Below are 25,702 nucleotides of genomic sequence, written 5' to 3'. Positions count from 1 at the left end.
GATGTTTTCCTGATATTTACCGATGGTGAGTGTCGCCAGCCGGTCGCTGAAAATGGCGGACCTGGATCTGGAAACCATTACGTAAACCTACATAGAGGCTTTCCCCGGGAACGAGTCCCGCAGCGGTGGCCCAACGGGCCAGATCGTCCTGTTCAAAACCCAACCAGAGATCACCGCAGGCCTCCCTGGCCCAATTCTGGTTGTGGCTGCATAAATCTGTAACCAGCAGGCTACCGCCGGGTTGCAGCAAATTCGCCATCTGCTTGAGGGCGTCGGCGGGGGCGGCGAAATGGTGCAGGACCATGTTCAGCACCACGCAATCGGCCCGCAGGCTGGTGTCATTCAGGGCATCGGCCAACTGCAGGCTGACGTTGCCCAAGGCCTCGCGCTCGCACAGTTGGCGTGCCAGTTCGAGCATCGCCGGGCTGTTGTCCAGCGCCGTGACCTGTTGAAAGCGGCGCGCCAGTTCCGGCAAAAAGCCGCCATCGCCAGGCCCGACTTCCAGGGCCGTCGCTTTATGACTGAAGCTCAGCTTGTCCAACAACGCCAGTACACTTTCGCGATATTGCGGCAAGCCGGCGATCAGGTCTTGCTGGGCGCGAAACTTCTCGGCGACCCGTGAGAAAAAGTCCTGGCTGGCCGCCGCGCGCTGCCCGTGAACCTGGCCGATGCGTGATTGCACGTCGCCGGGCAGGCTCAAGTTGTCCACTTCTTCCAGCAGCGCGCTGTGCAGCTTGCCGCCGAGCAACTCGGTGTGGGGCAGGGCGCGGCGGTAAAAAATCGCATTGCCTTCGCGGCGGGTGGCCACCAGGTCGGCCTGGGCCAGGACCTTCAAGTGATGGCTCATGCCCGATTGGCCGATGGCGAAAATCTGCGCCAGTTCCAGCACGCCAAAGGAATCGTTGGCCAGCACCCGCAAGACGTTCAGGCGCAACGGATCGCCAGCGGCCTTGCATAAGGCTGCCAGTTCATCGCCATCGTCGGGACGCAGGGAGGGCACGGGTAAGTTCATAAGGCCAGCAGTCTAGTGACGGGTGGAAATCATCGCAAGGCCAATATCAAAAAGTTTTGATATTGGTCGATAAGTGGCGGTTATAAGCGAGCGCTATTCCCGTTAGACGAAGCGGCGGCAGGGTTCTGCAGGCGATTGCCGCGCAAACCACAGGAAAAACGCCCTCAAGTGACTATCTGTCATTGCCCGCAGGCGGTGGCTGAGGGAAAATGCTGGTCCTTTTTTCCGTTTCTTTTATTCAACCCTCAGGAGAACAGCGATGCCCAGCCGTCGTGAGCGTGCCAACGCCATTCGTGCCCTCAGCATGGATGCCGTGCAAAAAGCCAACAGCGGCCATCCCGGTGCCCCGATGGGCATGGCGGATATCGCCGAGGTACTCTGGCGTGACTACCTGAAACACAACCCGACCAACCCGTCTTTCGCCGACCGTGACCGCTTCGTGCTGTCCAACGGCCACGGCTCGATGCTGATCTACTCGCTGCTGCACCTGACCGGCTACGATCTGACCATCGACGATCTGAAAAACTTCCGCCAGTTGCACAGCCGTACCCCGGGTCACCCGGAATTCGGCTACACCCCAGGCGTCGAGACCACCACCGGTCCCCTGGGCCAAGGCCTGGCCAACGCCGTCGGTTTCGCCCTGGCTGAAAAAGTCCTGGGCGCGCAGTTCAACCGCCCCGGCCACCACATCGTCGACCACCACACCTACGTATTCCTGGGTGATGGCTGCATGATGGAAGGCATTTCCCACGAAGTCGCTTCCCTGGCTGGTACCTTGGGCCTGGGCAAGCTGATTGCCTTCTACGACGACAACGGCATCTCCATCGACGGCGAAGTCGAAGGCTGGTTCACCGACGACACCCCTAAGCGTTTCGAGGCCTATAACTGGCAGGTGATCCGCAACGTCGACGGCCACGACCCGGAAGAAATCAAGACCGCTATCGACACCGCCCGCAAGAGCGAGCAGCCGACCCTGATCTGCTGCAAGACCACCATCGGTTTCGGCTCGCCGAACAAGCAAGGCAAAGAAGACTGCCACGGCGCCCCGCTGGGTGACGCGGAAATCGCCCTGACCCGTGAAGCGCTGAAGTGGAACTACGGCCCGTTCGAAATCCCGGCCGACATCTACGCCGAATGGGATGCCAAGGAACAAGGCCTGGCCACCGAAGCCGAGTGGGACCAGCGTTTCGCCGCCTACTCCGCCGAATTCCCGGAGCTTGCCAATGAGCTGGTACGCCGCCTCGCCGGTGACCTGCCTGCCGACTTCGCGGAAAAAGCCTCTGCCTACATCGCCGAAGTCGCAGCCAAGGGCGAGACCATCGCCAGCCGTAAAGCCAGCCAGAACACCTTGAACGCCTTTGGCCCGCTGCTGCCTGAGTTCCTCGGCGGTTCGGCTGACCTGGCCGGTTCCAACCTGACCCTGTGGAAAGGTTGCAAAGGTGTCTCCGCCGAAGACGCCAGCGGTAACTACATGTACTACGGCGTGCGCGAATTCGGCATGAGCGCGATCATGAACGGCGTGTCCCTGCACGGCGGTCTGGTGCCTTACGGCGCGACCTTCCTGATGTTCATGGAATACGCGCGCAACGCAGTGCGTATGGCCGCGCTGATGAAGAAACGCGTGATCCACGTGTACACCCACGACTCCATCGGCCTGGGCGAAGACGGCCCGACCCACCAGCCGGTCGAGCAATTGACCAGCCTGCGCACCACGCCGAACCTGGATTGCTGGCGCCCAGCCGACGCGGTCGAATCCGCCGTGGCCTGGAAACACGCGATCGAGCGCAAGGACGGCCCTTCGGCGCTGATCTTCTCCCGTCAGAACCTGCAACATCAGGTTCGCACTGACGCGCAGATCGCTGACATCAGCCGTGGTGGCTACGTGCTCAAGGACTGCATCGGCGAGCCGGAGCTGATCCTGATCTCTACCGGTTCCGAAGTCGGCCTGACCGTTCAGGCCTACGACAAGCTGACTGCCCAGGGCCGCAACGTGCGCGTGGTGTCCATGCCTTGCACCAGCGTGTTCGAAGCTCAGGACGCCGACTACAAGCAATCGGTATTGCCGCTGCAGGTCAGCGCGCGTATCGCCATCGAAGCGGCTCACGCCGACTACTGGTACAAGTACGTGGGCCTGGAAGGCCGCGTGATCGGCATGACCACCTACGGTGAGTCGGCGCCGGCACCAGCCTTGTTCGAAGAGTTCGGTTTCACCCTGGAAAACATCCTGGGTCAGGCTGAAGAGCTGCTGGAAGACTAAAAGCGCGAACGCGGTGGCCAACTGGCTGCTGCACACAGATGTGCGGTGGCGACTGCCCATCGCACCCACTGTAGGAGCGAGCTTGCTCGCGAAGAACGAGAGAGCGCCGCGTCAAACCAGAGACGCTGCGTTATCGTTGACGATCTTCGCGAGCAAGCTCGCTCCTACATTGGTTAGATGGTTTGTGTCGCCCACACTGCGAGAACCCCATGCCCCAACCGCGTCCCTACAAAGTTGCACTCAACGGCTACGGCCGTATTGGTCGTTGCGTCTTGCGTGCTCTGTTCGAGCGAGGGGCGGCGGCCGGGTTTGAAATTGTCGCGATCAACGATTTGGCCGACATGGCCAGCATCGAATACCTGACACGCTTTGACTCCACCCACGGCCGGTTCCCCGGCGAAGTGCGGGTGGAAGGCGATTGTCTGCATATCAAGGGCGACTGCGTGAAAGTGCTGCGCAGTGCCACCCCCGAGGGCATCGACTGGGCGGCGCTGGGCGTCGACCTGGTGTTGGAATGCTCCGGTGCCTATAACACCCGTGCCGACGGCCAGCGTTTTCTCGATGCCGGCGCGCCGCGTGTGCTGTTTTCCCAGCCGATGGCCAGCGAGGCGGATGTCGACGCCACCATCGTCTACGGCATCAACCAGGATTGCCTGACCGGCGCTGAACGGCTGGTGTCCAACGCTTCCTGCACCACCAACTGCAGCGTGCCGTTGTTGCGCCTGCTGGACCAGGCGATCGGCGTGGACTACGTGTCGATCACCACCATCCACTCGGCGATGAACGACCAGCCGGTGATCGACGCGTATCACCATGAAGACCTGCGCCGCACGCGTTCGGCGTTTCAGTCGGTGATTCCGGTGTCCACCGGTCTGGCGCGTGGCATCGAACGGCTGTTGCCGGAACTTGCCGGGCGAATTCAGGCCAAAGCCGTGCGGGTGCCGACGGTGAACGTTTCATGCCTGGACATCACCATGCAAACCGTCAGCGACACCGATGCGGTGGAGGTCAACCGGATTCTGCGCGACGCCGCCACCAGCGGCCCGCTCAAAGGTTTGCTGGCCTACACTGAGTTGCCCCACGCCAGTTGTGATTTCAACCATGACCCGCATTCGGCGATTGTCGATGCCAGCCAGACCCGCGTTTCCGGCCCGAGGCTGGTGAATATCCTGGCCTGGTTCGACAACGAATGGGGGTTTGCCAACCGAATGCTGGACGTCGCAGAACACTATCTGCAAACAGCCTCTCCAAAACTTTAGCCTCAGGAATTGCCACCCATGACCGTGTTGAAGATGACCGACCTCGATCTGCAAGGTAAACGCGTACTGATTCGCGAAGACCTCAACGTCCCAGTCAAGGACGGTGTTGTCACCAGCGATGCGCGAATCCTGGCCTCGCTGCCGACCATCAAGCTGGCCCTGGAAAAAGGTGCGGCCGTGATGGTCTGCTCCCACCTGGGTCGTCCGACCGAAGGTGAGTTCTCGGCCGAAAACAGCCTCAAGCCTGTGGCCGATTACCTGAGCAAGGCCCTGGGCCGCGACGTGCCGCTGGTGGCTGACTACCTCGGCGGCGTCGACGTGAAAGCCGGCGACGTCGTGCTGTTCGAAAACGTGCGCTTCAACAAGGGCGAGAAAAAGAACAGTGACGAACTGGCCCAGCAATACGCCGCCCTGTGCGACGTGTTCGTGATGGACGCCTTCGGCACCGCCCACCGCGCCGAAGGTTCGACCCACGGCGTGGCCAAGTTCGCCAAGGTCGCTGCCGCCGGCCCGTTGCTGGCTGCCGAGCTGGACGCGCTGGGCAAGGCCCTGAAGGCGCCGGCCCAACCAATGGCGGCCATCGTGGCCGGTTCCAAAGTCTCCACCAAGCTGGACGTACTCAACAGCCTGAGCCAGGTCTGCAACCAGTTGATCGTCGGCGGCGGCATTGCCAACACCTTCCTGGCCGCAGCCGGTCACCCGGTGGGCAAGTCGCTGTACGAGCCGGACCTGCTGGACACCGCTCGCGCCATCGCGGCCAAGGTCAGCGTGCCGCTGCCGGTGGACGTGGTCGTGGCTAAGGAATTTGCCGAAAGCGCTGAAGCCACCGTCAAACTCATCGATGACGTGGCCGCTGACGACATGATCCTGGACATCGGCCCGCAAACCGCAGCCAACTTCGCGCAATTGCTGAAAGCCTCCCGGACCATCCTGTGGAACGGCCCGGTCGGTGTGTTCGAGTTCGACCAGTTCGGCAACGGCACCAAAGTGCTGGCCAAGGCCATTGCCGAAAGCTCGGCATTCTCCATCGCTGGCGGCGGCGACACCCTGGCGGCCATCGATAAATATGGCGTTGCCGACCAGATCTCCTACATTTCCACCGGTGGCGGCGCGTTCCTCGAATTCGTCGAAGGCAAAGTCCTGCCGGCGGTTGAAGTCCTGGAAAGCCGAGCCAAAGGCTGAGGCAGATCAGGAAAAGGAGCATTCCCATGATCAAGTCGTTGGCACTGGTGATCGCAGCGGGCCTGTTGGCCGGCTGCGGCAGCACGCCGAGCGCGGCGCCGGCACCTGGAAAGGCGCTGCCGGCGCAGAAAAAAAGCTGCTACCAAGCCGATTGGCAAGCCGAGACCATGCCGGTGATCAACAAGCGCATGGGCAACGAACGGCTGGAGAAATACGACTCTGCGCCCAACGGTCAGGAACAGGGTTGCCCTTGAAGGGTCTGATCAACTAACCGACTGCAACGCAGGCCCAAGGCCTGCGTGCGAGGATTGGCAATGAAAGGCGTTTTCGCCCTGGTAGCACTGGCGTTATTGGCCGGTTGCAGCAGCATGAACATGTTCAACAAGGCAGAGCCTGCCGACAAATGGACGACCTGGACCTGCGACAGCAAGGCCGAGGTCAACTGGCGCTTTGCCAACCCGGCCCGCACCGAAGTGGATGTCCGCCTCGGCGGCTCGACCCAGGTTTACCGCCTCAAGCAGGACGTGGCGGCATCGGGTGTGCTCTACAGCAACGATCAGTTGGCGTTTCACACAAAAGGTGAGGAAGGCCTGGTTTACTGGGTGGCCACCGACGATTTGATCGGACGTGGCTGCAAGGCCCAGTAAAAGAACACGGTCTCAACATTAATGAGATCCCAATGTGGGAGGGGGCTTGCCCCCGATAGCGTTGGGTCAGCCACCCGCGATGTCGACAGGTAAATCGCCATCGCGGGCAAGCCCCCTCCCACATTGATCCGGTTCCAAAGTGATACAGGCGGTGAACCGGATAGTGAAAAAACGATTCAGCAGGCCAGGTATGCAAAGCCTGACCGGCAATAACTTGAATAGCAGCCGCCGCTACGGCAGGCTTGCACGATTAACGACCCTCGACCGGGAGAGACAACACAATGGCACTTATCAGCATGCGTCAAATGCTGGACCACGCAGCCGAGTTCGGCTACGGCGTCCCAGCCTTTAACGTCAACAACCTTGAGCAGATGCGCGCCATCATGGAAGCCGCTGACAAGACTGACTCCCCAGTGATCGTCCAGGCTTCGGCCGGTGCGCGTAAATACGCCGGTGCCCCGTTTCTGCGTCACCTGATCCTCGCCGCGATCGAAGAATTCCCGCACATCCCGGTGTGCATGCACCAGGACCACGGCACCAGCCCGGACGTGTGCCAGCGTTCCATCCAACTGGGCTTCAGCTCGGTGATGATGGACGGCTCCCTCGGCGAAGACGGCAAGACCCCGACCGACTACGAGTACAACGTGCGCGTCACCCAACAAACCGTGGCCATGGCTCACGCCTGCGGCGTCTCGGTTGAAGGCGAGCTGGGCTGCCTGGGTTCCCTGGAAACCGGCATGGCTGGCGAAGAAGACGGCATCGGCGCCGAAGGCGTGCTGGATCACAGCCAGATGCTGACCGACCCGGAAGAAGCCGCCGACTTCGTCAAGAAGACCCAGGTCGACGCCCTGGCCATCGCCATCGGCACCAGCCACGGCGCCTACAAGTTCACCAAGCCGCCTACCGGCGACGTGCTGGCCATCGACCGCATCAAGGAAATCCACAAGCGCATCCCCAACACCCACCTGGTGATGCACGGTTCTTCCTCGGTGCCGCAAGAGTGGCTGGCGATCATCAACCAGTACGGCGGCGACATCAAAGAAACCTACGGCGTACCGGTTGAAGAAATCGTCGAAGGCATCAAGTACGGCGTGCGCAAGGTCAACATCGACACCGACCTGCGCCTGGCATCCACCGGCGCGATGCGTCGCCTGATGGCCACCAACCCGAGCGAATTCGACCCACGTAAATTCTTCGGCGCCACCGTGACTGCGATGCGCGATGTGTGTATCGCACGTTATGAAGCGTTTGGTACTGCGGGCAATGCTTCGAAGATCAAGCCGATCTCCCTGGAAGCGATGTACCAGCGTTACCTGAAAGGTGAGTTGAACGCTAAGGTGAACTGAGCCTCAAGCGTTTAAAAAGAAGCCCGCAGCGATGCGGGCTTTTTTGCGGCTGGAATTTGATCAGCTTGCAGGCGCGTAGGACCAGCACCGAGTCCTAAGGCTACACAGGGGAACGGCGTTTACCAGTGCTCGTAATGAGGCCAATCCGTTCACTCGTGATCAATATCCAACTTCGCAAACGTCACCTTCGCCCCTTCCTTGCTATCCCCGCTGTTGTCCTGCACATACGCCCCCGCCTTGAAATACAGCGGCTTGCTGCCCCAGGCCGCGCCAATGCGCTCGTTCCACTGCCCGTCGGCGGCTTCCACACTCAGCAACCCGGCTTTGTTGAGGTTGATCACGTAGGTAAAACTCTTCTCCAGCGGCACATTGGAGGCGACGATGATCACCCGGCTTTCATCGTCGTCCGGGCGCATGCGGACCTTGGCGACGATGTTGCCGGTCTGGGTTTTTTCCTTGAACTGGTATTCCACCTTGATCAAGGGTTTCTGGCTGTCGTAGGCGTGGATCTGGCCGATGACGATTTTCCCGGAGGAGGGCACCTGGTTGACGGCCAGCGTGGCGCGCAGATAATTGTCGGCTTCGGGGTAGGTCCAGTTGCGCAGGCGCCCGTCGGCGTAGGTTTCGCGCAGTTCGCTGCGGGGGTAAATGGCGTTCTCGGTACGTGTGCCGGTGACGGGTGTCCAGAATTGCACGTTGCTGCCTTCGGCCTGGAAATATTGGTCATTGAAGCCACTCATCAGCTTCGGGGTGTCGATGGTCGCGGGAGGCGAGCCGACCGGAATGCTCAGGTTCCAGGTGGAAAGATCAATCATGGCGTAGGCCTTTTTACAGATAGGTATAGGCTTTGGCCCTCGGGCCAGACAGCATCTTTATAGGCGGTAGTCCGCCGCTTGTTAATGAATGCCTGGCAAGTTATTGGCGCCAAGGGAATGTCAAAAAGCCATGTTCCCCATGAACCGTGGGCTGCAGGGGTTGACCGTTAGTCGGCTTAGCAGTCTTTGGTGCGATGATGGCACCCGCTTCACTTCTGATTTTTGGGAACCAAGGCTAGAGTGAGACCTCAGTGCTTGCCCGGGTTTTCTGTCAGAACTGACCGGTGCGGCACCTTAAGGAAGAGACGTAGTATGGAATGCGCTCCACACCAAGGCGATGGCGGTTCGGTTCTTCTGGTGGTCGATGACTACCCGGAAAATCTGATTAGCATGCGCGCCCTTTTGCAACGTGATGACTGGCAGGTGGTGACCGCCGGTTCCGGCCTGGAGGCTCTGGAACTGTTGCTCCAGCACGAGGTAGACCTGGTGCTGCTCGACGTGATGATGCCCGGCATGGACGGTTTTGAAGTCGCCCGCCTGATGCGCGGCAGCCAGCGCACGCGCATGACGCCGATCATCTTTCTCAGCGCGAATGCGCAATCGCCGGCCGCCGTGCTGGAAGGTTATGCCAGCGGCGCCATCGATTACCTGTTTAAACCCTTCGACCCGCATATCCTCAAACCCAAGGTCCAGGCGTTGCTGGAGCAGCAGCGCACCCGTCGGGCGTTGCAGCGCCTGAGCCATGACCTGGAGTCCGCCCGCGCCTTCAATGCCTCGGTGCTGGACAACGCCGCCGAAGGCATCCTTGTGGTGAGTGATGCGGGCGTGATCGAGTACGCCAACCCGGCGATTTCACGCCTGCTCAATGCCACGCACGATGAGCTCAAGGGCAAGGATTTTTTGAGTTTCCTGCAAAAACCCCATGTGCCTGCCTGGCTGGAATCGCAGATGTACGCCGGTTTCCGTCAAGGCCAAACCTGGCGTTTGCATGATGCGATCTTGCGTACCGGCCGCGGTCAGCAGGTGCCGGTGGCGCTCTCTTGTGCGCCGTTGCCCGCCGAGCAGAAGGCCATGGTGGTGACCGTGTTGGACATGTCCGAGGTCTGCCACCTGCATCAGCAACTGGAGTTCCAGGCGGTGACCGACCCGCTGACCGGGTTGTTGAACCGCCGTGGCTTTTACCAGGCCGTGGAAAACTCCCTGCTGCGCAGCGATCGTACCGAGCAGTCGCTGGTCTTGTTGTACCTGGACCTCGACGGCTTCAAACGGGTCAATGACTCGCTGGGGCATGACGCGGGTGATCGGGTGCTGCGCTGGGTTTCGGAACAGTTGCAGAGCTGCCTGCGTTCCTACGACATTCTCGGACGCATGGGCGGGGATGAATTCACGGCGTTGTTGGAGCTGGAGTTCCCCGAACAGGCGGCGAAGATTGCGGAAAAACTGATCGACCGGGTGTCTGTTTGCCAACAGGTGGATGGCTTGGAGGTGATGCTCGGGGTCAGCATCGGCATCGCGACTTTTCCGGATTGCGGCTCGGACTTGGGCGGCCTGTTGCGTGCGGCTGATATCGCCATGTATGAGGCCAAGCGTGCGGGGCGTCAGCAATATCGCTATTACGATCAGGAAATGAACGGTCGCGCCCGCTCGCGGCTGATGCTCGAGGACAGCGTGCGCAACGCCATCCAGAACAAGGATTTCACCCTGGTGTACCAGCCCCAGGTGTCTCTGGAGGACGGCCATCTGCGCGGCGTCGAGGCGTTGTTGCGCTGGCAGCACCCGAGTGTCGGCGATGTACCGCCGGGGCTGTTTTTGCCGCTGCTGGAAGAGGCGCGGCTGATCAGCCAGTTGAGTGCCTGGATCTACCACCAGGTCGCCGCCCAGCGTCAGGTGTGGCAAGCCATGTTCGAGGATGAACTGGTGTTGAGCGTGAGCCTGAGCAGCAGCCAGTTCAACATGCCCAACCTGGCGAGCCAACTGCAGCAGGTACTCGACCGACATGGGTTGCAGGGGCGCCAGTTGGAGGTGGAAATCGGCGAGGACAGCCTGATGCATAACCTCGAAGCGTCCGCCAAGCAGTTCAAGTTACTGCGCGCGGTCGGGGTACGCATCGCCCTGGATGATTTTGGTTCCGGCCACTGTTCCCTGGCCCATCTGCGCGACCTGCCATTCGACACGCTCAAGCTGGACCGCCAATTGGTCGCGGGCCTGCCGGGCTCGGCGCGGGATGCGGCGATGGCGCGCAGCATTATCGAGTTGTGCGGGCATTTCGGCGTGCTGGTAGTCGCCGAGGGCGTAGAGACGCTGGAGCAAGCCCAGTGGCTCAAGGCCAATGGTTGCCCGTTTGTCCAGGGGCCATGGGCGGCCCCACCGTTGATGGCCGGGGCGGTGGTCGACTGGTTGCGCGCCCGTTCCTGCTGAATTCGCTACACTGGCGCCCATTCGAACCCTGTTGCAGACCTCAATGACCGCGCTGAAATACCTCCAGGCCTATCCCGCTGCCCTTCAGGAGCAAGTGCGCCAACTGATCGCCAAGGACCAGTTGGGCGCCTACCTGGAGCAGCGTTACCCCGAACGTCACGCCGTGCAGAGCGACAAGGCCCTGTATGCCTACGCGCTGGCCTTGAAGCAGGAGCACCTGCGCAACGCGCCGGCTATCGACAAAGTGCTGTTCGATAACCGCCTCGACCTGACCCACCGTGCCCTCGGCCTGCACACCACGATTTCGCGGGTGCAGGGCGGCAATCTGAAGTCCAAGAAAGAAATCCGGATCGCCGCGCAGTTCAAGGAGGCCGCCCCGGAATTTTTGCGCATGATCGTGGTACACGAACTGGCGCACTTCAAGGAATCGGACCACAACAAAGCGTTCTACAAACTCTGTGAGTACATGATGCCGGGCTACCATCAGGTGGAATTCGACCTGCGCGTGTACCTCACGTATCGCGACCTGCAGGGCAAACCCTGACTTTCCAAGGCGGTTGACCATGGATGTGAGCAAGACCAAAAGCAGCTTCTACCGCCGCCTGTACGTGGCGTATCTGATCGACAGCGAGCAGGCCAGCAGCGTGCCGGCGCTGACCGAGGTGACGGGCATGCCCCGGCGCACCGCGCAGGACACGATTGCGGCATTGGCGGATCTGGATATCGTCTGCGAGTTCGAGCAGGAAGACGGCGCGCGCAATCATGCGGGGTGCTATCGGATTCGCGACTGGGGCGCGATCGATCGGCGGTGGATCGAGGCGAATCTGGCGTCGATCAAACAGGTTTTGGGTTATCCCTGAGGCTTGGCGGTCGCTGGGCTGACGCGATGGGGCCATCAGGCGCGCCGCATGCCGATGTGCGGAATGTCGTCCTCAAGGTATTCCTCACCCGCCACCAAAAAACCATACCGCGCGTAATACCCCTGCAAATGCGCCTGGGCTGAGAGAAAGATCGGCGTCTCTGGCCAGATATCGTCAATCTGCTTGAGCGTTTCTTCCATCAGCAGATGCCCCAGCCCGGTGCCGCGTGCCATCGGTGCCACGATCACCCGGCCGATCACCACATCCCCGGCCTGGGTCTCCGGGTCCAGCAGGCGCAGGTAGGCCACCAGGTCATCGCCTTTCCAGGCCATCAGATGGTGGGTATCGCCTTGCAGGTCCTGCCCGTCGATGTCCTGGTAGACGCACTTTTGCTCGACAACGAAGACCTCGCTGCGCAGGCGCAGAATGGCGTACAGCTGCTCCTTGCCCAGGTCGTTGTGATGTTTGCAGACCCATTCGACTGTCATGGTGTGATTCTCTTGGAAGTGTCTGTCCCGGATAGTAAGCGCGGCGGGCACTTCTGTCTAAATCGGTTGTTTGGAACAGTGACGTCAATCTGCCATCATTGTATGCATTCAGCGGCGGGTTCTTTGTGTAATCTGAGCTACTGTTACATCCTCAGGTACCGCCTGAGCCAGGGCCACCGCCTGCCTGCCAAGGACTTTAAGCATGCCGCGATTTTCTCGTGCCGTTGCTTTGATTGGAATGTTGTTGCTGGCCCAGCCGGCGTTCGCACAGCGTCTGCGCCTGGTGGCGGATGCCTGGCCACCCTTTACCGATGCCACCTTGATCAATGGCGGGCTGGCTACCGATATTGTCAGCACAGCCTTGGCCCGCGCCGGTTATGCCAGTGATTTCGAGCAGGTGCCCTGGGCTCGGGCGTTGATGGGGGTCGGCGATGGGCGCTACGACGTGGTGGTCAACGCCTGGTATGACGAGGCCCGCACGCGCCTGGGGCAGTTTTCCGCTGAATACCTGATCAACCGCCTGGTTTTTATCAAGCGTCGCGACGACCCGATCGAGTTCCAGAACCTTGAGCAACTGCACAACTATCCCATCGCCGTGGTGCGGGGGTATGCGTATTCCGCGGCGTTCGACCAGGACACGCAGTTACAGAAAGTCCCGGTACACAACTTCGCCATGGCGGTGCGGATGCTCGTTGCGCGTCGGGTACGCCTGACGGTGGAGGACGAATTCGTTGCCCGTTATTACCTGGCGCAGGAGTCGGCGCGGGTGCGCAATGCGGTGGAGTTTTTGCCGCAGCCGTTGAGTGAAAACAGCCTGCATATTCTGGTCAGCCTGAAGAACCCCGAGCATGAGCAGATCGTTGCCGGTTTTGACCGCGAGATTGCCAAGATGAAGGCCGACGGCAGTTATGCGCGGTTGATGAAGCAGCACGGCATGTAGTGGCCTACGCCGCGCTGGTGTCTTTGATCAGGTGGGCCGCCAGGGTGCGCAACGGCCCCAACTGCCGGCAAATCAACGCCAGTTGCGTCTGCACCAGACGTTGCCCCTCATCGATCTCATCCGGCATCTGTTCCAGCTCCGCAGCCAAGGCTTCCTCGGCATCGCTCTGAATCGAGATCGGCTGTTTATTGGCCAGCCCCGTGGCGATTTCGTCGATGCTCGCCGCCAGGGTTTTCCCCGCGCCGTCGATCAAGTGCTCGCGCACGTCGGCCGGCAGTTGGGTTTCGCGGTGCGCGCCGAGCCCCGACAGGTAGCTGAGCAAGGTGTGGGACAGCACCAGGAAGCGGAAGCCCACGTCGGCCTCCTTACGGAACTGCCCCGGCTCCATCAGCATATTCGCCAGGGTGGTGGACAGCGCCGCGTCGGCGTTGTGCGCGTTGCGTCGGGCCAGGCGGTAAGCCAGGTCGTCGCTTTTGCCGGCGGCGTATTGCTGCATGATTTGGCGCAGGTAGATGCTGTTGCAGGTCAGGGTATTGGCCAGCACTTTGTTCAGGCGCCGGCCTTGCCAGTCCGGCAGGAACAGGAACACGGTCAGGCCGGCAATCACGCTGCCGATCAAGGTGTCGAACAGGCGTGGCAGGAACAGCCCGTAGCCATCGCCCACCTGGTTGAAGCAGAACAGCACCATCAGGGTGATCGCCGCGGTGGCCAGGGTGTAGCGGGTGGTGCGGTTGATAAAGAACACCAGGCCCGCCGCGATGGCGAACATCGACTGCACCAGGGCGCTGGGGAACAGGTCGAACAGTGCCCAGGCCACGGTGAGCCCGATGGCTGTGCCGATGATCCGCTGGCCGAGCTTGCGCCGGGTGGCGCCGTAGTTGGGCTGGCAGACGAACAGGGTGGTGAGGATGATCCAGTAGCCCTGGGAAGCGTGGATCGCATGCAGGGTGCCATAGCCGATGGTCAACGCCAGGGCCAGGCGCAAGGCGTGGCGGAACAGCAGCGAAGTCGGCGTGAGCTGGGTGCGCAGGCGCGTCCACATTTCCTTGAGGTTGCGTGGGGCGCGGTCAAGCAGGTTGCTGTCGCTGGCGTCGGCCAGGGCGTCCGGGTTGCTCGCGTCGCCCAGCAGGCGGTCGAGGGTCGACAGGTTGGCCGCCAGCGCACGCAAGGAACGCAGCAGGCCGCGCCAGGCCGGGTTGCTCTGGATGCGCAGGTGTTCCATGGAGGCGTTCAGGTCGCCCAAGGCTTCGGCGAAGCTGGCGTCATAGATGAACGGCTGGCGCAGCTGGATCGATTCGGCCAGGGCCTCGCAGGCCTTGCCTTGCTGGCGCAGCAGGCGCTGGCAGCGGAACAGCACATCGCTGTGGAAGAAGGCCTCGGCCAGGGCGTTGTAGGGATAGTGCGACGAGCTGGCGCGTTCGTGGATGTCCTGGGCCAGGAAATACAGCTTGAGGTAACGACTGACCTTGGAGCCCGGCCGGCCATTGCCGACGCGGTGCAGGATGATTTCCTTCGCCGCATTCAGCGCGGCCACCACCCGGCCGTTTTGCTGGGCCAGCTCCAAGCGGCGCGCTTCCACGTCCAACTGGCGGATCGGCTCGAACAGCGACGATTTGAGCTTGAGGTAATGCCCCAACTCGCGAAACAACCGCGCCAGGCTCTGCTGCACCGGCTGGTTGGAAAACAGCACCTGCCACAGCACCGACAGCGCACCGTACCAGGCGGCGCCGGCCACCAGCAGCAGCGGTTCGTGCCAGAAATCCGTGACGGCACCGCCGCGCTGGTCCACGCCGATCATGGTGTAGACCGACAGGATCAAGGTGGCCGACGCGATCGCGCCATAACGCTCACCGAGGGCGCCGAGCATGGTCAGGCCGAAACTCGCCAGGGCCAGGGCGACCGCGAAGGCCCAGGGGTAGGGGAACAACAGCTCCACCGACAGCGCGGCAATGCTGAAACACACCAGCGTCACCGCCAGGGCGTTGAGGCGGCCTTGCCAACTGTCGTCGGTCTCGGCCAGGGCACTGGCGATAATCCCCAGGAACAGCGGGATCAGCAGTGTCATTTCATCCTGATACCAGCACAGCGTCATGCTGCCGGTGAGGGCGATGAATACCCGAACGCTGTAACTGAATTTATCCAGTGCCCATAGGCGCCGCATGGACTGCTTGAACGAGGTCGATGACATGAAGGCTGGAGTCTTCCGGGACGATGCCGCTAAATTGAGCTATCAAGGACGCTGCGGCAAGGGTGGTGATCACATCACTGCACAAAATTTCTCCCGGGCACACTGAAAATCAAAATGTGGGAGGGGGCTTGCCCTCCCTCCCACATTTTTACCGCGTTGTGTCAGGCATATTGCGCGGCGGCGTAGCCGGAAGCCCAGGCCCACTGGAAGTTGAAGCCGCCGAGGTGGCCGGTCACATCCAGCACTTCACCGATGAAGTACAAGCCCGGGCTTTTCAGCGATTCCATGGTCTTGGACGACACTTCCCGCGTATCCACGCCGCCCAGCGTCACTTCGGCGGTGCGATAACCTTCGGTGCCTGCCGGTACCAATTGCCAGCTCGCCAGTTTTTGCGCGATGTCGGCCAGTTCGGCGTGGGTGTACTGCTTCATCGGCTTGGACACGAACCAGGTTTCTGCCAGCAGGTTGGCCATCTTCTTGGTGAAGATTTCACCCAGCAGGGTTTTCAGCTCGCTGTTGGGGCGCTCGGCTTGTTGCTGTTGCAGCCAGGCGTGGGCGTCGTGGTCGGGCAGCAGGTTGATCTCGACCGTGTCGCCGGACTCCCAATAGGAGGAAATCTGCAGAATCGCCGGCCCGCTCAGGCCGCGATGGGTAAACAGGAGGTTCTCGCGAAAGCTCTGGCCGTTGCAGCTGACCAGGCAATCGACCGACGTGCCGGATAACTCGCCGCACAGCTCCTTGAGCTGGTCGGTGATGGTGAACGGCACCAGCCCGGCGCGGGTCGGCAGCAGTTCGTGGCCGAATTGCCTGGCCACCTGGTAACCGAAGCCGGTCGCGCCGAGGGTCGGGATCGACAGGCCGCCGGTGGCGATCACCAGGGATTCGCAGCGCAACTCGCCCAGGGTGGTCTGCAACTGGTAGCCGCTGTCGAGCTTGGCGATGGTTTCGATCGAGGTGTCCAGGTGCAGGCTCACGCCGGTCTGGATGCACTCGTCGAGCAGCATGCCGAGGATGTCGCTGGATTTGTTATCGCAGAACAACTGGCCGAGCTTCTTCTCGTGGTACGGCACGCCGTGCTTGGCCACCAGGCCGATGAAGTCCCATTGGGTGTAGCGGGCCAGGGCGGACTTGCAGAAGTGCGCGTTGTGCGAGAGGAAGTTCGCCGGTTCGGTGTACATATTGGTGAAGTTGCAGCGACCGCCGCCGGACATCAGGATCTTCTTGCCGGCCTTGTTCGCGTGGTCGATCAGCATCACCTTGCGCCCACGTCCGGCGGCGGTCAGAGCACACATCAAGCCTGCGGCGCCGGCGCCAATGATCACAACTTCGGTCGAGCGCACAACGGTGTCCTCATCTATGAATCAGTACGATCCCTGTAGGAGCGAGCTTGCTCGCGAAAACCCCATAGACGACACGGGCTACCTGATAGCGCAGCGTGATCGTTGAGGTTTTTCGCGAGCAAGCTCGCTCCTACAAGGGTGGTGGGTTTTTTACAGGATCCGCACGCGCAGCGAGCGGCCTTTGATCTTGCCGTCGTTCAAACGCTGCAACGCTTGCTTGGCGACGCTGCGTTCCACGGCCACAAACGCCTGGAAATCGAAGATCGCGATCTTGCCGACCTGGGCCCCCGGAATGCCGGCTTCACCGGTCAGTGCGCCGAGGATATCGCCCGGACGGACCTTGTCTTTACGGCCGGCGGCGATGCACAGGGTGCTCATCTGCGGCAGCAGCGGGCCACCGCTCTGTGGCTTGAGGTTGTCCAGTTGGTCCCAGTTCAGCGGCGACTTCTGCAGTTGCTCGATGGCCTGGGCGCGGTGCGCTTCGGACGGCGCCACCAGGCTGATGGCGATCCCGGTCTCACCGGCACGGCCGGTGCGGCCGACGCGGTGGATGTGGATTTCCGAGTCGCGGGCCAGTTCGACGTTGATCACCATGTCCAGCGAATCGATGTCCAGGCCGCGGGCAGCGACGTCGGTGGCGACCAGTACCGAGGTGCTGCGGTTGGCGAACATCGCCAGCACCTGGTCGCGGTCACGCTGTTCCAGGTCGCCATGCAGGCCGACGGCGGAGATGCCTTTGGAGGTCAGGTGGTCGACGGTTTCCTGCACTTGCTGCTTGGTGAAGCAGAACGCCACGCACGAGGCCGGGCGGAAATGCGCGAGGACTTTGGTGACGGCCTCCATGCGTTCTTCCGGCGAGATCTCGTAGAAACGCTGCTCGATCTGCTCATCGGAGTGGAACGCTTCGGCCTTCACTTGCTGCGGCGCGCGCATGAATTTTGAGGCCAACTGCTTGATGCTCACCGGGTAGGTGGCCGAGAACAGCAGGGTCTGGCGGCGGGCCGGGGTCTTGCTGATGATGTCTTCGATGGCGTCGTAGAAACCCATGTCGAGCATGCGGTCGGCTTCGTCGAGGATCAGCGTGTTCAAGCCGTCGAGCACCAGCGAACCCTTGCGCAGGTGTTGCTGGATGCGGCCCGGGGTGCCGACGATGACGTGGGCGCCATGTTCCAGGGAGGCGATCTGCGGGCCGAGGGACACGCCGCCGCACAGGGTCAGCACCTTGATGTTGTCTTCGGCGCGGGCCAGGCGACGGATTTCCTTGGCCACCTGGTCGGCCAGCTCGCGGGTCGGGCACATCACCAGGGCCTGGCAGCCGAAGTAGCGCGGGTTGATCGGGTTCAGCAGGCCGATGCCGAACGCAGCCGTCTTGCCGCTGCCGGTCTTGGCCTGGGCAATCAGGTCCAGCCCCTTGAGGATCACCGGCAAGCTCTGCGCCTGGATCTGCGTCATCTCGGCATAACCCAGCGAGTCGAGGTTAGCCAGCATGGCGGCGGAGAGCGGCAACGTATTAAAAGCGGTGGCGATGGTGGTCACGGGACTGGCTCTGCAAAAACAAAATGTCGCGCAGTGTAGCAGTCTCGTGGGATTTTCCCTGCAAGTTCTCGACGAGACGCCTGCTAGTGTTCGATGTCGTGTTCGCGGCTGCCAATGCGTTTGCCGTCTTTTGGCGACAGTTGCAGGAAGATCGCCGCCGCCAGCATTGCCATGATGCCCACGGTGAGGAAGGTCAGCTGGAAGGCGCCGAGTACTGTGCTCACGCCGTCATTGCCCGATTCGGCGGTGAACCCGCCGAGCAGCGCACCGGCGCAGGCTACGCCGAGGCTCAGGGACAGTTGTGCCACCACCGACAGCAAGCTGTTGCCGCTGCTGGCCTGGGCATCGTCGAGGTCGATCAGGGTAACGGTGTTCATCGCGGTGAACTGCAAGGAGTTGATCGCCCCGAGTATCGCCAACATGCCCAGCAGCAGCGGGTAGGGCGTCTGTTCGCTGACCAGGCCCATGCTCGCCAGCATCAGGCCCAAGGCCAGGGTGTTACCGGTCAGCACCACGCGGTAGCCCAGGCGTTCGATCAACGGCCGTGCAACCGACTTGGCCAGCATCGCCGCCGCCGCCAGGGGCAGCATGCTCATCCCGGCCTGGGACGGTGAATAGCCCAAGGCCACCTGCAACAGCAACGGCACCAGAAACGGCAAGGCGCCGCTGCCCAGGCGTGCGAACAGGTTGCCCAGGATGCCCACCGCAAAGGTACGGGTCTTGAACAGCGCCGGCGCAAACAGCGGGTTATCGATATGCCCGGCGCGCAGCCAATAGGCCGCCAGGCAGGCCAGCCCGCCGAACAGCAGCAACATTACCCGCAGGTGCGGCAGGTGCAATTCGCCCAGGCCTTCCATGGCGATGGTGATCAACACCATCGCCGCGCCGAACAGCAGGAAGCCGATGCCGTCGAACCGCGTGCGCTCGCTGCCGCGCAGGTCGGGGATCAGTTTCCACACGGCGTAGCAGCCGATCATGCCCACCGGCAGGTTGATCAGGAAGATCCAGTGCCAGGTCAGGTATTGCACCATCCAGCCGCCCATGGTCGGGCCGAGCAACGGACCGAGCAGGCCTGGGATGGTGATGAAGCCCATGATCCGCACCAGCTCGGAGCGCGGATAAGCGCGCAGCACCACCAGCCGGCCGACCGGCAGCATCAGCGCACCGCCCAGGCCCTGGACCACCCGCGCGCCGACGAGCATGGTCAAGCTGCTGGACAGCGCGCACAGCAGCGAGCCGATGCTGAACAGCATGATCGCGCCAAAGAAGATTTTCTTGGTGCCGAAGCGGTCGGCGATCCAGCCCGACGCCGGGATCAGCAAGGCGACGGTGAGCATGTAGGCGATCACCACCCCTTGCATGCGCAGCGGGTTTTCCGCGAGGTCCCGGGCCATCGCCGGCAGTGCCGTGTTGAGAATCGTCCCATCCAGCGATTGCATGAAGAAGGCAATCGCGACCACCCAGGGGAGCCAGCGGGCGGTCTTGGCATCGAGAGGGGCGCGATTTGGCATGGGATCCCTTTTGTTAGGAGGCTATGTGTCGGCGATTATGCGCCATTCGTCGCTCCTTTTCCCACTGAAGGTTCGTCTACATCCGACAACATCGCGTGCTCGCCCACCAGGAAGTCCAGCAGCGCGCGATGTACCGCCCGCGCCGCTTCGCGGGACTCCAGGTCGAGCAGATGCCCGGTATGTTCGGCGACGGCAAAGCTGCTGCGGCCTACGTAGTGCTGGAACAGTCGGGCCTCGGCGGCCGGGGTGTATTCGTCCAGCGTGCCGTTGAGGAAATGCACCGGCGTTTCGATCCGGCTGAGCTGTGGCAGGTAGTTGCCATCGCCCAGCGCCAGCACCTGGTGGATATGAAAGCGCGCCTGGCGGTATTCGGTGGTGGCCATGTTCGACAGGTGCCGATGGTTATTGCGCTTGAGTCGCGGCGACAGGTATTTGCCCACGGTGTCGTTGAGCAAATGGCCGACGGCGGATTTGTCGTCGGCTTCGATCAGCACGCGCACCCGCTCCACATAGTCGAGCATCGCCTGGTTGAGGTTCGGCGCCAGCGCCATCACCACCGAGCTTTCGATGGAGGGCGGGTTGTGTGCCAGGGTCAGCAGCGTGGAGATGCCGCCCCACGAGGCCGACACCAGGTGGTTGACCTGGAAGCGCTCCACCAGCGCCCGCAGGATTTGCACTTCGTCGTCCTTGGTCACCAGGTCCAGGTCGGTGTTGTGCTCGCGTGAATAGCCGGAGAACGGTAAATCGAACAGCAGCACATTGAAATGCTCGGCCAGGCATTTACTGGTGCGGGCGAAGGAGCGCGTGGTGGATAGCGCGCCATTGACCATCAGCACGGTTTTCTTTTGCGGATGGTGACCTAGTTGCTCAACATGAACGTTGTAGTGCTTGAACAGCTTTTCTATGACAAAACTTCCATGGTTCATGTCAGTGCTCCAGCTTGCCTTTTCCCGGGCGAGGTCATGCATCACGTGCGGGCACGTGGGTTAGGTGGCGGGGTGCCACTAACCGTTATAACGGGGTTTTTTACAGGCGACAACCGGCCTTGGGCGGGCGGTGAGAGAGGTCTGATTTAGCTGTAGGACATGTCGAAACAAGACGTCTGAAATCAACACAAAACAATGTGGGAGGGGGCCCTCCCACAAGCAGACTACTGTCGGTCAGAGGGTCAGGGTCAGGCGCTTGACCAATGCCCCCGGCAACAGATTGGACGCGGTGTTGCGCTGGCTGTAGGTACTGGCCGACAGCAACAGTTCGCGCTCTGCGGTCAGCGCTTCGAGTTGTGAGCCGAGCAGGCTGTAGACGCTGTCATCGAAGCGCATGGTGCTGACCGGCGCCTTGATCTCGCCGTCTTCCACCCAGAACGTGGCGAACCGCGTCATGCCGGTCAGGCGCGCTGCCGGCAGGTCGGAGTAGTTCAGGTACCACAGGTTGCTGATGTACAGCCCGGTGCCCAATTGCTTGAGGATATCGGCCTGGGCCAGGCTGCCCGCCGCCATCTGCAACGCGCTGGGGGACTCGTCGCTGCTGGCGCCGTTGGTGCTGAGGCCGTATTCGGCGGCGCTGCGCGAATTGACCAGTTGGCCGGCGCCCTGGCCGGCGTTGATCAGCGTGACGTCACTGCACGGGTAGCCTTCGCTGGAGAACGCCGGGCTCAGGGAACCGCTGATGTGCTCATCCACCGTCACCAGCGTGCTCAACGCCTGCTCGCCGGCATACAGCCGCTGTAGCGAGCTGCTTTTGCTGGCGATGGCCTGGGCGGAAAAACCGCCCCAGGTGATGATGCTGATGATTTCTTCCAGGGCCGCCGGCGCCAGGTAGGCGCGGTACTCGCCGGGCGCCAGCTTGTGCAGTGGCCGTCCGAGGAATTCCAGCTGTTCGCGAGCCTGCTGGAAGCGGCGGGCGAACTCGGCGCTGTTCCATTCATTGCCGGCGTAACTGGCTTTGACCGCTTCGCCGTTGGCGTGGAACAGGCTGAAGTCGAAGTTGAAACTATTGGCCTGATGCCAGCCGAACGCGCCGTCCGAACTGGCGAAGCCACGGCTGATCGGGCCAGCGGCGTAGAAACCGACCAGATCGACGCCGTGTGCCGCCTGGCTGATGTCTTCCAGCACCTGGCCCAGCTCGGGCAGCGGCCGGGCCTGTTCGTTTTGGCTCTGCCAGGCGTTGTGGTTCAGCAACAGGTACGGATCGTGCGGCAGCAACGGCAAGGTTTCGCGCAGCTGTTGCAGGCCAGCGGCGAGGCGCTGGCGGTCCAGCGCCGGCTCGCCGCCGAGGGTGATGCCGAGGTCGGCGTGGCGGCCATCGTTGATCAGTTTGAGGGTCAGGCTGGCCTGTTGCACCTGCCCGGCCTGACGCACCTTGGCGTGGTTGAAACGCACGAATTCGGAAGATTCCGCGGCGTAGCCCAGGTGAAATTGTTCTTTGTCGGTGAGGGCCTGCTTGAGCCACTCCACCAATGCCTTGAAGTTGTTCATCAGGCGTCTCCCCCAAATACGTCGACATGGCTGAATACACAGGCGGGCGAGGCATGGCCGACGCGGATCACCTGGTTGGGCTCGCCTTTGCCGCAGTTCGGCGTGCCCAACACCTGGAAGGTGCTGGCGTCGCCCACGGCGCTGAGCTTGCGCCAGAACTGCGCGGAAATGGCGCGGTAGTTGGGGTTTTTCACCACGCCTTTGAGTTCGCCGTTTTCGATCAACTGGCCCCATTCGCAACCGAATTGGAATTTATTGCGCGCGTCGTCAATGGACCACGAACGGTTGGTCGACATCAGGATGCCGTGTTCGATGCCGCCGATCAGTTGCGCCAGGTTCTGGTCGCCGGCCTCGATGTTCAGGTTGGCCATGCGGTCGATCGGCGGGCGGTTCCAGCTGCTGGCGCGGCTGTTGGCGACGCCGCTCATGCCCGCGCGAAATTGCGACAACGCCCCGCCCAGCGGTTTGAGCAGCAGCCCCTCGCGGATCAGGAATTGTTTGCTGGCCGGGGTGCCGTCGTCGTCGTGGCCGTAGCTGGCCAGTTGTTCGGGGATGTCCGGGTCGAAGGTCACGTTGAGCAGCTTGGAGCCGTATTGCAGGTGGCCGAAGTCGCTGGCCTTCACAAAACTGGTGCCGGCGTAATTGCGCTCGTCACCGAGGATGCGGTCGAGTTCCAGCGGATGGCCGATTGATTCGTGGATCTGCAGGATCATCTGGTCGGGCATCAACAGCAGGTCGCGCGGGCCCTGCGGCGTGTTCGGCGCCAGCAGCAGTTGCAGGGCTTCGTCGGCGATGCGCGGCGCGGCGCCGACCAGGCCGAAGCGCTCGATCACATCAAACCCGCCTTGCTGGCCGAAGTTACTGCCGCCGAGGGTGCGCGACTGGCTGTCGTTGCCGTCGTAGGCCGTGACGTTGACGCCAGGGAACACAAAACGCTGGGCCTGGCGCAGTTCCGCGCCGGCGCTGTTGAGGTAGATCTGTTCGACGTGGCTCAGGCCGAGGCTGACTTCCCAGTTCACCAGGCGCTCGTCCCGGGGCACGGCTGCAGATTCAGCGCCGAGCAATTGGTAGCAGTCGCTCAAGGAGGGGAAGGCTTGCTCAAGGTGGGGCGACAGGTAATCGGCGACGTCGCTGGACACGTGTTGCTCGCGCAGGTCGAGCAGGGCGTGGGGTTTTATCAGGCGTGCTTGCTGTTCGGCACGCTCGAGCGCGGCTTGCAGGCCGGGCAGGGAAATATCGTGGGTCGCGGCGTAGGTTTCGACACCGTTGACGCGCACGGTGAGCATGGCGCCTTCGTCGTGGTTCAGGTGCGGCGGTGCGGCGACGTTCTTGCGCACCGACAGGTAGTGGCCGGATTCGCGCACGTAACGCAGGGAGAAAAACTCGGCGGTGGTGCGCAGGGCACTGAAATGCTTTTTGAGTGTGGCGTGGTGTTCGAACATGGGGCCTTCCTTGTGGGCGGCTCAGCGCGGGCAGACGAACAGAGTAGGCCTGGGCTGGGGAGCGGATCAAGGAGAGTGTAGGCGTAAGGTTTGCGGTGTTGGGTCGGGCCCTATCGGGGGCAAGCCCCCTCCCACATTTTGAATGTATTCACAAATCGAAGTGTGGGAGGGGGCTTGCCCCCGATGCGGGCGACACGGTCTTCCAGTTACTGCGCAGTAGGCCCCACTTCACGCATCGGCTTGCCCCGCACCGGCGCATCGCCTGCCACGTAGTAGTCAGCGGTGCTGCGCGGCAGTGGCTTGCGGCCACGGATCTTGTCGGCGATTTTCTCGGCGATCATGATCGTCGGCGCGTTCAGGTTGCCGGTGGTGATGATCGGCATGATCGACGCATCGACCACCCGCAGGCCCTGCATGCCATGCACGCGGCCTTCGCCATCCACCACGGCCATCTCGTCGTTGCCCATCTTGCACGAGCAGGACGGGTGGAACGCGGTCTCGGCGTGTTCGCGGATGAACTGGTCGAGTTGCTCGTCGGTCTGCACCTCGATGCCCGGGCTGATTTCGCGGCCGCGGAACGGGTCGAGTGCCGGCTGTTGCATGATTTCGCGGGTCAGGCGGATGCCATCGCGAAATTCCTGCCAGTCCTGCTCGGTGGCCATGTAGTTGAAGAGAATGCTCGGGTAGTCCCGTGGGTTCTTCGACTTCAATTGCACGCGGCCACGGCTCGGCGAACGCATGGAGCCCATGTGCGCCTGGAAACCATGCTCTTTCACGCCGTTGCTGCCGTTGTAGTTAATCGCCACCGGCAGGAAGTGATACTGGATGTTCGGCCAATCGAAGTCTTCCCGGGTACGGATAAAACCGCCCGCTTCGAACTGGTTGCTGGCGCCGATGCCGGTGCCGTTGAACAGCCACTCGGCACCGATGGCCGGTTGGTTGTACCAGAGCAGCGACGGGTACAGCGACACCGGTTGGGTGCAGGCATATTGCAGGTACAGCTCAAGGTGGTCCTGCAGGTTTTCGCCGACGCCGGGCAGGTCGTGGACCACCGGGATGTCGAGGCTTTCGAGCAGTTTGGCCGGGCCGACGCCGGAGCGTTGCAGCAGTTGCGGCGAGGCGATGGCGCCGCTGCACACCAGCACTTCTTTACGCGCACGGGCTTCGACGCGTTCTTCGGCGGCGCCGATCAGGTAACGCACGCCGACCGCACGCTTGCCTTCGAACAAGACTTTGTCGGTCAAGGCGTGGGTGACGATGGTCAGGGTGGAACGCTTTTTAGCCGTGTCCAGGTAACCGCGTGCGGTGCTGGCGCGCCGGCCGTTTGGCGTGACGGTACGGTCCATCGGGCCGAAGCCTTCCTGCTGGTAGCCGTTCAAGTCTTCGGTACGCGGGTAACCGGCCTGTACGCCGGCTTCGACCATGGCGTGGAACAGCGGGTTGTTGCCGGCCTTGGGCGTGGTCACGCTGACCGGGCCGTCGCCGCCGTGGTAGTCGTTGGGGCCGATGTCGCGGGTTTCGGCTTTACGGAAATACGGCAGGCAGTCGAGGTAGGTCCAGTCTTCCAGGCCGGGCAGTTTCGACCAGTTGTCGTAGTCCATGGCGTTGCCACGGATGTAGCACATGCCGTTGATCAGCGAGGAACCGCCCAGGCCCTTGCCGCGCCCGCATTCCATGCGACGGCCGTCCATGTGCGGTTCTGGATCGGTCTCGTAAGCCCAGTTGTAGCGACGGCCCTGCAGCGGGAACGCCAGGGCGGCGGGCATCTGGGTGCGGAAGTCGAGACGGTAATCCGGGCCGCCGGCTTCCAGCAGCAGGACGGTGACGCCTTCGTCTTCGGTCAGACGGGTCGCCAGGGTGTTACCGGCGGAGCCGGCACCCACAATGATGTAGTCGTATTCTTGGGACATTGAATGCACCCTCTTTGAAGTGTGGTCAGGTCGGGCCTCATCGGGGGCAAGCCCCCTCCCACATTTGATCGGGT

General features: G+C 62.1%; 21 protein-coding genes. 10 read left to right on the top strand and 11 right to left on the bottom strand.

Annotated elements, in window-relative coordinates; genetic code table 11:
* Positions 1-16: 16 nt before the first annotated feature.
* Positions 17-1,012 (bottom strand): ArsR/SmtB family transcription factor, encoded by a 996-nt coding sequence (locus ACP7E3_RS00795; protein ID WP_026139787.1) that lies wholly within the window; start codon positions 1,010-1,012, stop codon positions 17-19.
* 259 nt (positions 1,013-1,271) lie between these two features.
* Here ACP7E3_RS00795 and tkt point away from each other — a divergent pair, with 259 nt between their 5' ends.
* The 6 genes from tkt (at position 1,272) to fba (ending at position 7,703) form a co-directional block, all read left to right on the top strand.
* Entirely contained in the window at positions 1,272-3,269 is a 1,998-nt protein-coding gene (tkt, locus tag ACP7E3_RS00790; protein ID WP_017844956.1) for a transketolase, read from the top strand.
* 209 nt (positions 3,270-3,478) lie between these two features.
* The gene (epd, locus tag ACP7E3_RS00785; protein WP_017844955.1) at positions 3,479-4,528 is read left to right on the top strand and encodes an erythrose-4-phosphate dehydrogenase; all 1,050 of its coding nucleotides are present in this window, start codon (positions 3,479-3,481) and stop codon (positions 4,526-4,528) included.
* Positions 4,529-4,546: 18 nt separating this feature from the next.
* A complete protein-coding gene (locus tag ACP7E3_RS00780; RefSeq protein ID WP_017844954.1) occupies positions 4,547-5,710 on the top strand; it encodes a phosphoglycerate kinase in 1,164 nt (387 codons plus the stop codon).
* 26 nt (positions 5,711-5,736) lie between these two features.
* Positions 5,737-5,964, top strand: a complete 228-nt coding sequence (locus tag ACP7E3_RS00775) for a hypothetical protein (RefSeq protein ID WP_017844953.1) — start codon at positions 5,737-5,739, stop codon at positions 5,962-5,964.
* 60 nt (positions 5,965-6,024) lie between these two features.
* Positions 6,025-6,357 carry an MliC family protein gene (locus tag ACP7E3_RS00770; RefSeq protein ID WP_046381786.1) on the top strand — a complete coding sequence of 111 codons (333 nt, stop codon included), beginning with the start codon at positions 6,025-6,027 and terminating at the stop codon, positions 6,355-6,357.
* 281 nt (positions 6,358-6,638) lie between these two features.
* Positions 6,639-7,703 (top strand): class II fructose-bisphosphate aldolase, encoded by a 1,065-nt coding sequence (gene fba / locus ACP7E3_RS00765; RefSeq protein ID WP_003177554.1) that lies wholly within the window; start codon positions 6,639-6,641, stop codon positions 7,701-7,703.
* A 149-nt stretch (positions 7,704-7,852) separates the two neighbouring features.
* On the opposite strand, the gene ACP7E3_RS00760 is transcribed toward fba, so the two are convergent.
* Positions 7,853-8,518 carry a polysaccharide lyase family 7 protein gene (locus tag ACP7E3_RS00760; RefSeq protein ID WP_046381787.1) on the bottom strand — a complete coding sequence of 222 codons (666 nt, stop codon included), beginning with the start codon at positions 8,516-8,518 and terminating at the stop codon, positions 7,853-7,855.
* Positions 8,519-8,830: 312 nt separating this feature from the next.
* Between ACP7E3_RS00760 and ACP7E3_RS00755 the strand changes: the two genes are divergently transcribed.
* The 3 genes from ACP7E3_RS00755 to ACP7E3_RS00745 are packed head-to-tail and all read left to right on the top strand — an operon-like array spanning position 8,831 to position 11,796.
* Positions 8,831-10,936: a putative bifunctional diguanylate cyclase/phosphodiesterase gene (locus tag ACP7E3_RS00755; RefSeq protein ID WP_411220668.1), complete on the top strand. Its 2,106-nt coding sequence runs from the start codon at positions 8,831-8,833 to the stop codon at positions 10,934-10,936.
* Positions 10,937-10,979: 43 nt separating this feature from the next.
* Complete coding sequence (locus ACP7E3_RS00750) at positions 10,980-11,480, top strand: M48 metallopeptidase family protein (RefSeq protein WP_411220667.1); 501 nt, start codon at positions 10,980-10,982, stop codon at positions 11,478-11,480.
* Positions 11,481-11,499: 19 nt separating this feature from the next.
* Entirely contained in the window at positions 11,500-11,796 is a 297-nt protein-coding gene (locus ACP7E3_RS00745; RefSeq protein ID WP_046381788.1) for a winged helix-turn-helix domain-containing protein, read from the top strand.
* A gap of 35 nt (positions 11,797-11,831) precedes the next feature.
* On the opposite strand, the gene ACP7E3_RS00740 is transcribed toward ACP7E3_RS00745, so the two are convergent.
* Positions 11,832-12,284, bottom strand: coding sequence for a GNAT family N-acetyltransferase (locus ACP7E3_RS00740; RefSeq protein ID WP_017844948.1), 453 nt, complete (start codon positions 12,282-12,284; stop codon positions 11,832-11,834).
* Between the two features lie 202 nt (positions 12,285-12,486).
* On the opposite strand from ACP7E3_RS00740, the gene ACP7E3_RS00735 reads away from it, so the two are divergent.
* Positions 12,487-13,224 carry a substrate-binding periplasmic protein gene (locus ACP7E3_RS00735; protein ID WP_046487940.1) on the top strand — a complete coding sequence of 246 codons (738 nt, stop codon included), beginning with the start codon at positions 12,487-12,489 and terminating at the stop codon, positions 13,222-13,224.
* Between the two features lie 4 nt (positions 13,225-13,228).
* Here the strand turns inward: ACP7E3_RS00735 and yccS are convergent, their stop codons facing one another.
* The 8 genes from yccS to betA all read right to left on the bottom strand — a co-directional run bounded on the left by yccS (position 13,229) and on the right by betA (position 25,628).
* Complete coding sequence (yccS, locus tag ACP7E3_RS00730; RefSeq protein ID WP_108524899.1) at positions 13,229-15,412, bottom strand: YccS family putative transporter; 2,184 nt, start codon at positions 15,410-15,412, stop codon at positions 13,229-13,231.
* Positions 15,413-15,573: 161 nt separating this feature from the next.
* Positions 15,574-16,752 (bottom strand): NAD(P)/FAD-dependent oxidoreductase, encoded by a 1,179-nt coding sequence (locus ACP7E3_RS00725; protein WP_046487938.1) that lies wholly within the window; start codon positions 16,750-16,752, stop codon positions 15,574-15,576.
* A 150-nt stretch (positions 16,753-16,902) separates the two neighbouring features.
* On the bottom strand, positions 16,903-18,240 hold the full coding sequence (gene dbpA, locus ACP7E3_RS00720) for an ATP-dependent RNA helicase DbpA (protein WP_232566626.1): 1,338 nt from the start codon (positions 18,238-18,240) through the stop codon (positions 16,903-16,905).
* A 131-nt stretch (positions 18,241-18,371) separates the two neighbouring features.
* Positions 18,372-19,799: a multidrug transporter subunit MdtD gene (gene mdtD / locus ACP7E3_RS00715; protein WP_017844943.1), complete on the bottom strand. Its 1,428-nt coding sequence runs from the start codon at positions 19,797-19,799 to the stop codon at positions 18,372-18,374.
* Between the two features lie 35 nt (positions 19,800-19,834).
* Positions 19,835-20,725 carry an alpha/beta fold hydrolase gene (locus tag ACP7E3_RS00710; RefSeq protein WP_017844942.1) on the bottom strand — a complete coding sequence of 297 codons (891 nt, stop codon included), beginning with the start codon at positions 20,723-20,725 and terminating at the stop codon, positions 19,835-19,837.
* Between the two features lie 234 nt (positions 20,726-20,959).
* Complete coding sequence (locus ACP7E3_RS00705; RefSeq protein WP_126585130.1) at positions 20,960-22,276, bottom strand: TldD/PmbA family protein; 1,317 nt, start codon at positions 22,274-22,276, stop codon at positions 20,960-20,962.
* Positions 22,276-23,718 (bottom strand): TldD/PmbA family protein, encoded by a 1,443-nt coding sequence (locus tag ACP7E3_RS00700; protein WP_046381792.1) that lies wholly within the window; start codon positions 23,716-23,718, stop codon positions 22,276-22,278. The genes ACP7E3_RS00705 and ACP7E3_RS00700 overlap by 1 nt, the downstream gene beginning before the upstream one ends.
* A 206-nt stretch (positions 23,719-23,924) precedes the next feature.
* Positions 23,925-25,628 (bottom strand): choline dehydrogenase, encoded by a 1,704-nt coding sequence (betA, locus tag ACP7E3_RS00695; RefSeq protein WP_057003932.1) that lies wholly within the window; start codon positions 25,626-25,628, stop codon positions 23,925-23,927.
* Positions 25,629-25,702: the final 74 nt, after the last annotated feature.

It is taken from the genome of Pseudomonas sp. PSPC2-3, assembly GCF_049898265.1.
Classification (GTDB): Bacteria; Pseudomonadota; Gammaproteobacteria; order Pseudomonadales; family Pseudomonadaceae; genus Aquipseudomonas; species Aquipseudomonas veronii.
This window is presented reverse-complemented; position numbering and strand designations above follow the sequence as displayed.

Coding starts and splice junctions, on each gene's coding strand:
- ACP7E3_RS00795 (WP_026139787.1), bottom strand. CDS start 1,012: ATGAACTTACCCGTGCCCTCCCTGCGTCCCGACGATGGCGATGAACTG.
- tkt (WP_017844956.1), top strand. CDS start 1,272: ATGCCCAGCCGTCGTGAGCGTGCCAACGCCATTCGTGCCCTCAGCATG.
- epd (WP_017844955.1), top strand. CDS start 3,479: ATGCCCCAACCGCGTCCCTACAAAGTTGCACTCAACGGCTACGGCCGT.
- ACP7E3_RS00780 (WP_017844954.1), top strand. CDS start 4,547: ATGACCGTGTTGAAGATGACCGACCTCGATCTGCAAGGTAAACGCGTA.
- ACP7E3_RS00775 (WP_017844953.1), top strand. CDS start 5,737: ATGATCAAGTCGTTGGCACTGGTGATCGCAGCGGGCCTGTTGGCCGGC.
- ACP7E3_RS00770 (WP_046381786.1), top strand. CDS start 6,025: ATGAAAGGCGTTTTCGCCCTGGTAGCACTGGCGTTATTGGCCGGTTGC.
- fba (WP_003177554.1), top strand. CDS start 6,639: ATGGCACTTATCAGCATGCGTCAAATGCTGGACCACGCAGCCGAGTTC.
- ACP7E3_RS00760 (WP_046381787.1), bottom strand. CDS start 8,518: ATGATTGATCTTTCCACCTGGAACCTGAGCATTCCGGTCGGCTCGCCT.
- ACP7E3_RS00755 (WP_411220668.1), top strand. CDS start 8,831: ATGGAATGCGCTCCACACCAAGGCGATGGCGGTTCGGTTCTTCTGGTG.
- ACP7E3_RS00750 (WP_411220667.1), top strand. CDS start 10,980: ATGACCGCGCTGAAATACCTCCAGGCCTATCCCGCTGCCCTTCAGGAG.
- ACP7E3_RS00745 (WP_046381788.1), top strand. CDS start 11,500: ATGGATGTGAGCAAGACCAAAAGCAGCTTCTACCGCCGCCTGTACGTG.
- ACP7E3_RS00740 (WP_017844948.1), bottom strand. CDS start 12,284: ATGACAGTCGAATGGGTCTGCAAACATCACAACGACCTGGGCAAGGAG.
- ACP7E3_RS00735 (WP_046487940.1), top strand. CDS start 12,487: ATGCCGCGATTTTCTCGTGCCGTTGCTTTGATTGGAATGTTGTTGCTG.
- yccS (WP_108524899.1), bottom strand. CDS start 15,412: ATGTCATCGACCTCGTTCAAGCAGTCCATGCGGCGCCTATGGGCACTG.
- dbpA (WP_232566626.1), bottom strand. CDS start 18,240: ATGCTGGCTAACCTCGACTCGCTGGGTTATGCCGAGATGACGCAGATC.
- mdtD (WP_017844943.1), bottom strand. CDS start 19,799: ATGCCAAATCGCGCCCCTCTCGATGCCAAGACCGCCCGCTGGCTCCCC.
- ACP7E3_RS00710 (WP_017844942.1), bottom strand. CDS start 20,725: ATGAACCATGGAAGTTTTGTCATAGAAAAGCTGTTCAAGCACTACAAC.
- ACP7E3_RS00705 (WP_126585130.1), bottom strand. CDS start 22,276: ATGAACAACTTCAAGGCATTGGTGGAGTGGCTCAAGCAGGCCCTCACC.
- ACP7E3_RS00700 (WP_046381792.1), bottom strand. CDS start 23,718: ATGTTCGAACACCACGCCACACTCAAAAAGCATTTCAGTGCCCTGCGC.
- betA (WP_057003932.1), bottom strand. CDS start 25,628: ATGTCCCAAGAATACGACTACATCATTGTGGGTGCCGGCTCCGCCGGT.